General features: G+C 73.2%; 8 protein-coding genes. All 8 read right to left on the bottom strand.

The features are described from left to right. Positions 1-59 precede the first annotated feature (59 nt). The 8 genes from cobA to ACT2CW_RS44055 all read right to left on the bottom strand — a co-directional run bounded on the left by cobA (position 60) and on the right by ACT2CW_RS44055 (position 12,138). The gene (cobA, locus tag ACT2CW_RS44090) at positions 60-1,280 is read right to left on the bottom strand and encodes a uroporphyrinogen-III C-methyltransferase (RefSeq protein WP_445520671.1); all 1,221 of its coding nucleotides are present in this window, start codon (positions 1,278-1,280) and stop codon (positions 60-62) included. Positions 1,281-1,387: 107 nt separating this feature from the next. Next, positions 1,388-5,641, bottom strand: a complete 4,254-nt coding sequence (cobT, locus tag ACT2CW_RS44085) for a nicotinate-nucleotide--dimethylbenzimidazole phosphoribosyltransferase (protein WP_445520670.1) — start codon at positions 5,639-5,641, stop codon at positions 1,388-1,390. Positions 5,642-5,921: 280 nt separating this feature from the next. Beyond that, positions 5,922-7,175, bottom strand: a complete 1,254-nt coding sequence (gene cbiE / locus ACT2CW_RS44080; RefSeq protein WP_182469702.1) for a precorrin-6y C5,15-methyltransferase (decarboxylating) subunit CbiE — start codon at positions 7,173-7,175, stop codon at positions 5,922-5,924. Positions 7,176-7,485: 310 nt separating this feature from the next. Then, positions 7,486-8,133: a GNAT family N-acetyltransferase gene (locus ACT2CW_RS44075; protein WP_164434722.1), complete on the bottom strand. Its 648-nt coding sequence runs from the start codon at positions 8,131-8,133 to the stop codon at positions 7,486-7,488. A gap of 198 nt (positions 8,134-8,331) precedes the next feature. Continuing rightward, positions 8,332-9,156 (bottom strand): MetQ/NlpA family ABC transporter substrate-binding protein, encoded by an 825-nt coding sequence (locus ACT2CW_RS44070; protein WP_445520669.1) that lies wholly within the window; start codon positions 9,154-9,156, stop codon positions 8,332-8,334. A 92-nt stretch (positions 9,157-9,248) separates the two neighbouring features. After that, the gene (locus tag ACT2CW_RS44065; protein ID WP_445520668.1) at positions 9,249-10,037 is read right to left on the bottom strand and encodes a methionine ABC transporter permease; all 789 of its coding nucleotides are present in this window, start codon (positions 10,035-10,037) and stop codon (positions 9,249-9,251) included. Continuing rightward, a complete protein-coding gene (locus tag ACT2CW_RS44060) occupies positions 10,034-11,089 on the bottom strand; it encodes a methionine ABC transporter ATP-binding protein (protein WP_138916618.1) in 1,056 nt (351 codons plus the stop codon). The genes ACT2CW_RS44065 and ACT2CW_RS44060 overlap by 4 nt, the downstream gene beginning before the upstream one ends. 401 nt (positions 11,090-11,490) lie before the next feature. Continuing rightward, positions 11,491-12,138: an HAD-IA family hydrolase gene (locus tag ACT2CW_RS44055; RefSeq protein ID WP_138916619.1), complete on the bottom strand. Its 648-nt coding sequence runs from the start codon at positions 12,136-12,138 to the stop codon at positions 11,491-11,493. Position 12,139 lies beyond the last annotated feature (1 nt).

Genomic DNA, 12,139 nt, shown 5'->3' with positions numbered 1-12,139 from the left:
TGGATGCGGTGCCAATGAGCCCGACGTGAATAAGTTACCGGCGGTTACGTCCGATGACGTCACCGGTGGTCACGGGACGAGACCGCGACGACCTCACCGATCACCACGACCGCCGGGGGCCGTACGCCCTCGGCCGCGACCCTCTCCCCGACGGTGGCGAGGGTCGCGTCCACCCGGCGCTGGGCCGGGGTGGTGCCCTCCTGGACCACGGCGACGGGGGTGTCGGCGGCGCGGCCGTGGGCGACGAGGGCCGCGGCGATGGCGCCGATCTTCTCGACGGCCATGAGCAGCACCAGCGTGCCGCGCAGCCTCGCCAGCGCCGCCCAGTCCACCAGGGAGCTGGGGTCGTCGGGGGCGACATGGCCGCTGACCACCGTGAATTCATGCGCGACGCCCCGGTGGGTCACCGGGATCCCGGCCGCGCCCGGAACGCTGATGGAGCTGGAGATGCCGGGCACGACGGTGCACGGGATACCGGCCTCGGCGAGCGCCTCCGCCTCCTCCATGCCGCGCCCGAAGACGAAGGGGTCGCCGCCCTTGAGGCGGACCACCGACTTGCCCGCCTTGGCGTGCTCGATCAGCGCGTTGTTGATCGCCTCCTGGGCCATGAAGCGGCCGTACGGGATCTTCGCCGCGTCGATCACCTCGACATGCGGCGGCAGCTCATCGAGCAGATCGCGCGGGCCGAGGCGGTCGGCCACCACCACGTCCGCCTCGGCGAGGAGGCGGCGGCCGCGCACGGTGATCAGGTCCGGATCGCCGGGGCCGCCGCCGACCAGCGCCACATGGGGGCCGCGGGTGCGGTGGCGGGGCGCGGCGAGGGTGCCGTCGCGCAGCCCCTCCACCACGGCGTCCCGTACGGCGGCGGAGCGGCGCGGATCCTGCCCGGTGAGAACGGCGACGGTGACGCCCTCGCTGCGCCCGGTGGCCGGGGTCCAGGCGGAGGCGGCCTCGGCGTCGTCGCTGCGCACACACCAGATGCGGCGCGCCTCGGCCTCGGCGGACGCGGCGGCGTTGGCCTCCGGGTCGTCGGTGGTGATCAGGACGTACCAGGCGCCCTCGAAGTCGCCCTCCTGGTAGCGGCGGCGCTCCCAGCGCACCTCCCCCGCCTCGGCCATGGCCTCGACGGAAGGCGTGGCGGACGGCGAGATCAGCAGGATGTCCGCACCGGCCGCTATCAGCGCGGGCAGCCGGCGCTGGGCGACCTGACCCGCCCCGAGGACGACGACACGCCGCCCGGAAAGGCGCAGCCCGACCGGGTATGCGAAGTTTTCGGACATGGCGGTGCGGCTCTCCTCGTGCGAAGCAACGGCCGCTGCGGCGCTGGAGCGGCTGATCGTCTGTGGGGCGGGGCCCCCGCCGACACCCTACGCGGCGGGGGCACGCGTCAGTTCTTCTCCGTGACCCCCGCGGAGTCGAACGTGGCCACCTCGTGCATCGCCCGTGCGGCGCTCTGCACCACCGGGAGGGCCAGCAGCGCCCCGGTGCCCTCGCCGAGCCGCAGATCCAGGTCGACCAGGGGACGCAGGCCCAGTTTGTTCAGGGCCGCCACATGGCCCGGCTCGGCACTGCGGTGGCCCGCGATGCAGGCCGCCAGCACCTCGGGCGCGATGGCGCGGGCGACCAGCGCGGCGGCGCCCGCGCTCACCCCGTCCAGGATCACGGGCGTACGCAGCGAGGCGCCGCCCAGCAGCAGCCCGGTGATCGCGGCGTGCTCCAGCCCGCCGAACGCCGACATGACGCCGATGGGGTCGGCCGGATCGGGCTGGTGCAGCTCGAGCCCGCGCCGTACGACATCGATCTTGCGCGCGTGCATCTCGTCGTTGATGCCCGTGCCGCGCCCGGTCACCTCGGCCGGGTCGGCGCCGGTGTAGATGGCGACCAGGGCGGCCGACACGGTGGTGTTGGCGATCCCCATCTCCCCGGTGAGCAGCGCCTTGTTCCCGGCGGCCACCAGATCGCGGGCCGTCTCGATGCCCACCTCGATGGCGCGCAGCACCTCCTCGCGGGTGAGCGCGGGGCCGACGGTGAAGTCTCCGGTGCCCGCCCGCACCTTGCGCGGCAGCAGCCCGGGGGTGCTGGGCAGATCGCTCGCCACGCCGACGTCCACGACGCACACCTCGGCGCCCACCTGACCGGCGAAGGCGTTGCAGACCGCGCCGCCGCCCAGGAAGTTGGCCACCATCTGGCCGGTGACCTCCTGCGGCCAGGCGGTGACGCCCTGGGCGTGCACCCCGTGGTCGCCCGCGAAGATCGCGACGGCCGCGGGCTCCGGGATCGGCGGCGGGCACTGCCGGGACAGCCCGCTCAGCTGGGCGGAGATGATCTCCAGCATGCCGAGCGCGCCGGACGGCTTGGTCATCCGCTTCTGCCGCTCCCACGCCTCGCCGAGCGCCTTGGCGTCCAGCGGACGGATGCCCCGCAGGGTCTCCTGGAGCAGATTGTGCGGGTCCCCGCCGGGCAGGGTGCGGCGGCCGTACGACTCCTCGTGGACGACCCAGGACAGCGGGCGGCGCTTGGACCACCCGGCCTTCATCAGCTCGGGCTCCTCCGGGAACTCGTCGACGTAGCCGACGCACAGATACGCCACGACCTCCAGATGCTCGGGCAGCCCGAGCTCCCGCACCATCTCGCGCTCGTCGAAGAAGCTGACCCAGCCGACGCCGAGGCCCTCGGCGCGGGCCGCGAGCCAGAGGTTCTCCACCGCGAGCGCGGAGGAGTACGGCGCCATCTGCGGCTGGGTGTGCCGGCCGAGGGTGTGGCGGCCGCCGCGGGTGGGATCGGCGGTGACGACGATGTTGACCGGGGTCTCGAGGATGGCCTCGATCTTCAGTTCCTTGAACTGCTTGGCCCGGCCCTTGGGGAGGGACTTGGCGTACGCGTCCCGCTGGCGCATGGCCAGGTCGTGCATGGCCCGCCGGGTCTCCGCCGAGCGGATCACGACGAAGTCCCACGGCTGGGAGTGCCCCACGCTGGGCGCGGTGTGCGCGGCCTCGAGGACGCGCAGCAGGACCTCGTGCGGGATGGGGTCGGGGCGGAAGCCGTTGCGGATGTCCCGGCGCTCACGCATCACGCGGTGGACGGCGGCGCGCTCGGCCTCGTCGTACCCCTCGGCGCGGGGGCCGATGGGGATGGGCACCGCTTCGGGCTCGGGCTCGGTTTCCGGCTCGGTTTCCGACTCGGGCTCCGGCGCGGATTCGGGGGCCGTTGCGGGGGCGGCGTCCTCGGGGTTCACGTCCTCGGGGGCCGTCTCGGGTTCCGATGCGGGCTCGGGCTCCGGCTCGAGGGCGGTGGCCTCGGCGTCGGTGGCTTCGGAGTCGGTGGCGTCGGAGTCGGTGGCTTCAGAGTCTGCGGCGTCTGAGTCGGTGGCCTCGGGCTCCGTGGCTTCCGGCTCGGCGGCTTCCGCGTTCGTGGTCTCCGCTTCGGCGGTCTCGGTCTCGGCCTCGGCCTCGGGCTCGGTGGGTTCCATCGCCTCGGCCTCGGGCTCGGTGGCTTCCGGGGTGTCGGCTTCCGGAGCACCGGCCTCCGGCTCCGTGGCCTCCTGCTCGGTGGCCCGGGTCTCGGGCTCAGCTGCCTCGGGCTCGGTGGCTTCGCCTTCGGGAGCCGTTTCGGGGACCGTGGCCTCGGGTTCGGCGGGCTGGGTCTGCGCCCCTGCCTCATCCGTGGGCTCGGTGGCCCCCGTACCGGCCTCCGGCGCTGCCTCGGCGTCCTGGGTGTCCTGGGTGTCCGCCGCTTCCGCCTCCGGCTCGGCGGGCGTCGCCTGGGCCTCGGCGGTCTCGGGCGCCTCCGCCTCGGGCTCTTCGCTCGCGGCGGCCCCGGGCTCCGGGGTGTCGGCCGCTTCGGGCTCGGGAGCCCGCTCCTCCGGGGACGGCTCCTCAGCCACGACCTCGGCCGCCGCCTCAGGAGTCTCCGCCTCGACGGCGGTCGGCTCGGGCTCCACCTCGGCCGCCACCTGCTCCTCGGCGGGCTCCTCGGACGTCGCGGCCTCGGCCTCCGGTGCGACCTCCACCTCAGCCTGCGGCTCGGCGGCGGACGGTTGCTCGGCGACGGCGGGCGCCTCGGGCTGGGGCGTCTCGTCGGCCACTATCGAGTGACCCGGGTCCACGGCGGTCTGCTCCACCGTTTCGGCGGGCTGCTCCGGGAGTTGCTGAGCGGCCTCCTCGGCAGGGGCCTCGGCGGGGGCCTCGGCGGCGGGAGCTGGCGGCATCTCGATCGCGATCGGCTCATGGGCCAGCTGCGCCGGGATCTCGGGCGCGGCCTCCGCGACCGGAGCCGGGGCGGGCTGGGCCTCGGGCCGTTCGGTGACGGGCTCGGTCTGGGCCTGGGCCGGGATCTCGACGACCTGCTCCTCCGCCACGGCGGGCTGTGGGGCGGGCTCCACGACGGGCGCCCCGGCCTGGGCCGGAATGCTCGCACCCGTCTGGTGCGGATCCATGGCAGCCGGATCCACGGCGGCCGGGTCCACATACGCCTGGTCCATCGCGACCGGCTGCGCCTCCGGCGCCACAGCCTCGGGCGCCACAATCTCCGGCGCCACCGCCTCCGGCTGAGCGAACTGCTCCGGAGCGGGCTCCGCTTCGGGCACCCCCGCGACCTGGGGCTCCTCGGCCGGAACGCCCGTCTCCACGGGCACGGCCTGCTGCACCGGCGGCGTGGAGTCCCACGCGTCCCCCGGCGGCGGGGCGTCGACGAGCTGCGAGAGGTCCGCGAGCTGGGGCCCGGGGAGCCGCCCCGGGTCGTCGGGCTGCGGGGTGAAGTACTGCGGCCCGGCGGCGTACTGGGGCGCGGTGGAGTAGTCCGCCGCCAGCGGCTGCTCGGGCATGACCGGCCGCTGCTCAGGCATGACTGGCTGCTGCTCGGGAGCGACAAACTGCTCAGGCGCCGCGAACGGCTGCTCAGGCATGACGAACTGCTCGGGCCCGGCGTACTGCTGCTCGGGCATCCCGTCCTGCTCGGGCACCGGGACGCCCTGCTGGGCCCCCATCCCGTACTCCGGCTGCGGCTCGGGCCGCACCTCCGGCTGGGACGCCCCCTGGTGCGGCACCTGCGGCTGCGGCTCAGGCGCAACCTGTGGCTCTAGGGTCTCCGGAACGGCCTGCTGCTCCGGCGCCGCCTGCGGCTGGGGCTCCGGCTGGCGTACGGGCGCGGCGTGCCGACCCGCCGCCGGACCCCGGTCGGCGAGCGAACGCACCACGCCGCCGGAGGTGTCGGGTACCGGCGGGCCCATGTGGAGCGGGCGCCGGATGGGGGCGGCGGGCGCCGCGTAGGCGGCCGGGGCGGGGGCGGGGGCCGGCTGCGGTACGGGCTGCTCCGCCACGGGCTGGGGCTCGGGCATCTGGGTCTCGGCGTACGCGGCGGGGTCGAGCACCCCCGCCTCGTACGCCCCGGTCTGGTACTGGGCCTGCTGCTCGCTCCAGGCGCCCTGGGCGCCCGGCATCAGCAGCAGGTCGTCCTCCTCGCCCACGTGTTCGGAGCCGTCGAGGAAGGTGTAGGCGGTGCCGGGCTGGACACCGGGCTGTGGCTGTTCGATGTAACCGGCGTCGGCAGGCGGGGCATGGACATCCGCCGGGTGCGGATGTCCGAGTCGTCCGCCTGCGTTCTCCGGCAGTCCCTCGCCCGGGACCTGGCCGGTGTCGGTCATGCGTACCCCTCGCCCATCGCTAGTGCTCCTTCCAACCGCCTACCGCCGAGAGCAAGCCCCCTGAGCAAGAACGAGCATGCGCCGTGCGCGGCACGTAGACACGCCCGAGCCTTGCCTACCGCGGCCCCACCAAGGGAGGGGCACATTCCGGCCTTTGGCCAATAAAGCGCCGAACGCCGGGCAGCGGTATAGGCAGTACAACGATCCGCCAGCCTACCCCGCGCACTACCTCGAGCAGGTCACCGGGGCGAAGCTCGGGGCGAACGTCACAAGGACAAAATCACTGGTGCGGGCGGTGGCCGCACAGCATGAAGGCGACCGCGCGCTCCCGTTCCGTCCAGCCCCGCGTGTCCAGTTCGACGGACTGGAGGAGTACGCATTCGACGGCGTAGCCGCCGTCCTCGAGCGCCGCGCCGATGGCCTCCGCCTCGTCCCGGGTCGTGGCCTGGGTGACGATGCGCTCGGGGCGGCGCGCGGCGCACGCGGCGACCACGGGCGCGCCCCCGCCACCGATCCGCACCACATCCGGCTCCGGCAGGTCCTCCAGCACCCCGGGGGCGACGCCCTGGATCACCTGGAGCTGTACGGCGAAGCGGCGGGCCAGGGTGGCGGTGCGCTCACAGGCGTCCGGGTCGCGGTCGACGGCGATGACGGCGGCGCCGAACCCGGCGGTCTCGACGGCCGCCGCGCCGCTGCCCGCTCCGATGTCCCAGACCAGGTCGCCCAGGCGGGGGCCGACGCGCGCGAGTTGCAGGGAGCGCAGCTGCGGGGACTCGCTCTCGCTCAGCGCGGTCCCGTACGCGGGGCCGGGCAGCGCCCAGCCGCGGACGGTGCCCGGGTAGCCCGGCTCGCGTCCGGCGATCCAGCCGCCGCTCTGGAGCGCGCCACGGGCGGCACCGGCCGACGAGCCGCCGCGGACGGGCGCTATGCCGGAGCCGCCGATGACGATGACGACGTTGGGGTCGCGCCAGGCGTGGTCGGCGGCCTTGTCGGAGGTCAGCACGGTGACCTGCTCGCGCTCGGTGCCCAGGGCCTCGCAGATGACGAAGGTGCGGTGCACCGGGCCGAGCAGCAGCGCGAGTTCGGCGGGCCCGGCGCCGGGCGAGGTGAGGACGGCGACCTTGGTGTGGGCGCGGCAGACGTTGACCGCGCGGCGCAGATCGCGGCTGTGGGCGACGACGACCTGGGCGTCGTCCCAGGGCATCCCGGCCCGCGCGAAGGCGGTGGCGACGGAGGAGACGGCGGGGACGACCTCGACCTCGAGCCCGTGCTCGGGGGCGCGCAGGGCGCGGACGACGCCGAAGAAGCCGGGGTCGCCGTCGGCCAGGACCACGGCGGAGCCGCGGTGCTGGGCGATCCTGCGGGCCGCGAGGTCCACGCTGCCGAGCCGGATCCGCTCGGCACCGGGCGGGACTTCGGGCAGCGCCAGGTGATGGGCGGCGCCGGCCACGAGGGTGGCCGCGCCGAGGGCGGAGCGGGCCGCGTCCGTGAGCGGGGTGCCGTCCCAACCGATCACCGTGACGCGGTCGGCCATCGTCCTTGTTCTCCCCTATGTGTGGCGGGTCGGGTCTGTCGGGTGCGTCGCGGTGGGGTGCGGCTGCGTCGCGGCGGGTTGCCCGTGAGGGTCCACGGGCGGTCGCGGCCGGTGCGCCGCGGATGCGCGGGTCACGGCCCCGGATGCGGCCGAGGCGCGGGTGCTCGGCGCGGACAGAGAGTACCCCGGCTGGTCCGGACCGCCGGAGCGGGGGCGGGCGCTGGGGTGGTGCGCCGAGGGCGCGGACGGCGCGAATGCGCCGGATGTCCGCCCCGGCCGGGGTGCGGTGGGGGTGTCGGCCCCGGCCGGATCAGCCCCAGTCGGAGTGGCTGGGATAGACGCCGAAGCCGTCGGGCCCGGAGAGCTGGCCGGTGGCGCCGTCGAGGTCCTCGGCGAGCAGGCTCCAGACGATGAGGTCGGTGCGCAGATCGGTCCAGCCGCCGTCCTCCGTCTGGGTGCGGGCTATCCAGGCGTGGCGCAGTACGCCCTCGCTGATGCAGCCGACCTTCTGGGCGACCTGCTGGGCGGCGGTGTTGCCGGCGGCGGTGCGCAGCTCCAGGCGCTCGAACTTCTGGTCCTGGAACAGCCAGCGGGCCACGGCCAGCACCGACTCCGAGGCATAGCCCTCACCGCGCGCCCAGTGGGCGACGATATAGCTGACCTCGGTGGCCAGCAGCCGCCAGTCGGTATTGCGCAGATGCACGATGCCGACGAGCCGCTGGGTGAGGAATTCGGCGACCGCGAAGACGATTCCGCGACCGGTGGTCCGTTCCGCCGGGGCGAGCCGCAGCGCCTGGTCGCGGGCGTCGCCGAGGCTGTACGGATAGGGCGCCCGGGTCCAGGCGATGACGCTTTCGTCGTTCATCATGTCGGCGAGCGCGGGTATGTCCGCTTCCTCGAACGGGCGCAGCACCAGCCGTTCCGTGCTGATGGAGATGTCCGGGAAGGTGGATGTCATGCGCCGCTCCGTAACCGGGGGTGGTTGTCTGGGCCGTGGAAAAGCCCAGCATGCAGCATCACCCAGGGGAAATGCAGCACGGGGGGTGAATCGGAAGGCTCCGCATCCGGTCGCGGTCCGGATGCGGAGCCTCGGGGATCCGCCGGCGGGCGGGAAACGTTGGCGAATTCGTTGCGGTGGTGGCGGTGTGCCGCGGGATCAGAAGGACGGCAGTACGGAGCCCTGGTACTGGTCCTTGATGAACTTCTTCACCTGTGGGGAGGTGAGCAGCTTGGCCAGCTTCTTCACGCGCGGGTCGTCCTCGTTGCCCTTCTTCACGGCCAGGAAGTTGGCGTACGGGTTGTTCTGGGGCGACTCGAGGATGATGGCGTCCTTGGCGGGCTTGAGGTGCGCCTCGATGGCGTAGTTGCCGTTGACGACCGCGGCGTCCACGTCGTCGAGCGACCGCGGCAGCTGGGCGGCCTCCAGCTCCTTGAACTTCAGGCCCTTGGGGTTGGCCGTGATGTCCTTGGGGGTGGCCTCGTTGCCGACGCCGCTCTTGAGCTTGATGACCCCATTGGCGTCCAGCAGCTTCAGCGCGCGGGCCTCGTTGACCGTGTCGCTCGGGACGGCCACGGTGGCGCCCTTCTTGAGCTCGTCGGCCTTCTTCACCTTGTGCGAGTAGAGGCCGAGCGGCTCGAGGTGCACGGTGACGACGGGCACGATGTCGGTGCCCTTCTTCTTGTTGAAGTCGTCGAGGAACGGCTGGTTCTGGAAGTAGTTGGCACCGACCGAGCCGTCCTGGGTGGACAGGTTCGGCGTGTTGTAGTCGGTGAACTCCTTCACCTCCAGCTTGAGGCCCGCCTTGTCGGCCAGGTGGTCCTTGACGTAGTTGAGGATCTCCGCGTGCGGGACGGGGCTCGCGGCGACGACCAGCGCGCCGTTCTTGTCGTCCGACGAACCCGGGGCGCCGCACGCGGCGACACCGAGGGCGAGCGCTCCGGCGGCGAGGACGGTGGTGACGGTCTTGGTGGTGTTACGCACGAAAAGTGCCTTTCTTCGAGGGCGCACGAATCCGCCGCGGGTGCGGAAGCGGAGTACGAGCGGGGTGGTACGGGGTGCGGGGGTGTGGGGGCTCAGGGGACCTTGGTGGGCTCCACGGACTCGATCTCGGCGGGCGCCGCCCGCCGCTCCGGCGCCGGAGCGGGCTTCCCGGCCCGGGACGCCCCGCCGCGCAGCAGCACCAGCCGCGGTGCGACCGAGGAGCGGCCGCGGTGCGACAGACCACGGGCGGCGAGGTCGCCCGCGAACTGGATGATGGCGATGACCACCGCGAGGATGGCGACGGTGATCCACATCAGCTTGGTCTCGAACCGCAGATAGCCGTAGCGGACGGCGAGGTCACCGAGGCCACCGGCGCCGACCGTGCCGGCCATCGCGGAATAGCCGATGAGCGCGACGATCGTGGTGGTCGCGCTGGAGATCAGCGACGGCAGCGACTCGGGCAGCAGCACCTTGCGGACGACCGTCCAGGTGGAGCCGCCCATCGACTGCACGGCCTCCACCAGCCCGCCGTCCACCTCGCGCACCGAGGTCTCCACGAGCCGGGCGTAGAAGGGGATGGCGCCGATGGCCAGGGGCACGATGGCGGCCTCGGGACCGATGGTGGTGCCGACGATCGCGCGGGTGAAGGAGATCAGGGCGACCATCAGGATGATGAACGGCATCGAGCGGGCGATGTTGACGACCTGCCCGACGGCCTTGTTCACCACCACGTTCTGGAGCACTCCGCCGCGGTCGGTGAGGACCAGCAGCACACCGAGCGGCAGTCCGCCGGCGACGGCGATCAGCGCCGACCAGCCGACCATGTAGAGGGTGTCCCAACAGGCCTGCTCCAGCAGGGGCTCCATCTCGGACCAGGTCACTTGGCGCCCTCCTTGAGCAGCGGGGTCGGGTTCGCGCGCGGGCCGTCGGCGATGGCCGCGACATCGACCTGGAGGCCCTGCTCCCGCAGGAAGCCGATCGGCACGACGTTCTCCTCGAACCGGCCGGGCAGCTCGATCCGCATCCGCCCGACCTGGTGGCCGCCCACGGTGTCCATGGCGGCGCCGAGGATCGAGATGTCGATGTTGTACGTACGGGACAGCTGGGAGATGACCGGCTTGGTGGCCGCCTCGCCCTGGAAGGTGACGTCCACGACCGTGCGGTCCTCGCCCGAGGGCACCCCGCCGACCGGGAAGAGCTCCTGGGCCAGCTCGGAGCCGGGGGTGGCCAGCAACTCGCTGACCTTGCCGGACTCCACGATCCGCCCGTCGCGCATCAGCGCGGCCGAGTCGCAGATCGTCTTGACGACGTCCATCTCGTGGGTGATGAGCAGCACGGTCAGGCCCAGCTGCTCATTGAGGTCGCGCAGCAGCTGGAGGATCGAGCGGGTGGTCTCGGGGTCGAGCGCGGAGGTCGCCTCGTCCGAGAGCAGCACCTTGGGGTCGCCGGCGAGCGCGCGGGCGATGCCGACGCGCTGCTTCTGGCCGCCGGAGAGCTGTGCGGGGTACGCCTTCGCCTTGTCGGCGAGGCCCACCAGCTCCAGCAGTTCCAGGGCCTTGCGGGTGCGCTCCTTGCCGGAGACGCCGAGGATCTCCAGGGGCAGCTCGACGTTGTCCCGCACGGTGCGCGAGGAGAGCAGGTTGAAGTGCTGGAACACCATGCCGACGCGGCTGCGGGCCTGGCGCAGCGCGGACCCGGCCCGCTGGCCACGCCCGGCCAGTGCGGTGAGGTCCTGGCCGGCCACGGTGACCGTGCCGGAGGTGGGGCGCTCCAGGAGGTTGACACAGCGGATGAGGGTGGACTTCCCGGCGCCGCTCTGGCCGACGACGCCGTACACCTCGCCCTCGCGGACATGCAGATCGACGCCGTCGAGGGCGGTGACCTCGCGGCCTCGTGAGCGGTAGACCTTGGTCAGGTCCGTGGTGGTGATCACAGGGTTTCCGTCACTGTTGAGTGCGCGGCGGTTGGTGCCGCCGGGCACGGCTCGTTCATTTCGGAACGCGGCAGGGTGGACCCGAGGGCGTGCCCGATGTGTGGGCGGGGTTCGGGTTCCGGTGACGCGGGGCGGCGCGGTCCGGCGCGATGGACGCACGGATCCGGCTCAGCGGGTCTCGCTTCGGGGCGCGAGGCTCAGCGGGGGCCCTCAGCAGTCACACATTCGACACCGACAACGAGCACCGGGCGCGGGAATCGCCTCGGTCGCAGGGATGCGGCAGCTCGTCGTGGTCATGGCTGCAAGTAAAACAGACACCGGCGGGGACCCATCAAGGGTGTCCGTATAACGGACGGCTCTGCTCGCTTCGTGGACAGCCGACGGGGTGGCCGGGAGCCGGTTCAGACCCGGCAGGTGATCTCCACTCCGCCTTCGGAGACCCGTGCGGACACGGCCGACAGGTCCTCGACCACGACATCGGCGATCAGCTCTGCCCGGTCGGTCGTTGTGGCCAATGCCACGGTCCGCATCCCGGCCGCGCGGCCCGCCGCGAGCCCGGCCGGGGCGTCCTCGAAGACCACACAGCGTGCCGGGTCGACTCCGAGCCGCTCGGCGGCCAGCAGGAACGGCTCGGGGTGGGGCTTGCCACGGGTGATGTCATCGGCGCTGATCAGCGTCCCGGGCCGGATCGCCACCTCCGCGAGGCGGGCCTCGGCCAGCTCGCGGTAGGCGGAGGTCACCACGGCCCAGCGCCCGGCGGGCAGCCCCGCAAGCAGCTCGGCGGCGCCGGGGAGCAGCTTCACCCCGCCCGGTACGTCCGCCAGCTCCAGCTCGTCGATGCGCGCCCGGGCCCGCGCGGCGCGGTCGGCGGGCAGCAGCTCGGCGATGATGTCGTCGGCCGGACGGCCGTGCAGCTCGACCCGGGCGAAGTCCTCCGCCGCGATCCCCTGCTCCTCGGCCCAGCGGGTCCAGCAGCGCAGGACCGAGTCCAGGGACGAGACGAGGGTTCCGTCGTTGTCGAACAACAGCGCGTCAGCGGAGATCTTCATG

Source organism: Streptomyces sp. NEAU-174 (assembly GCF_052665095.1).
This window is presented reverse-complemented; position numbering and strand designations above follow the sequence as displayed.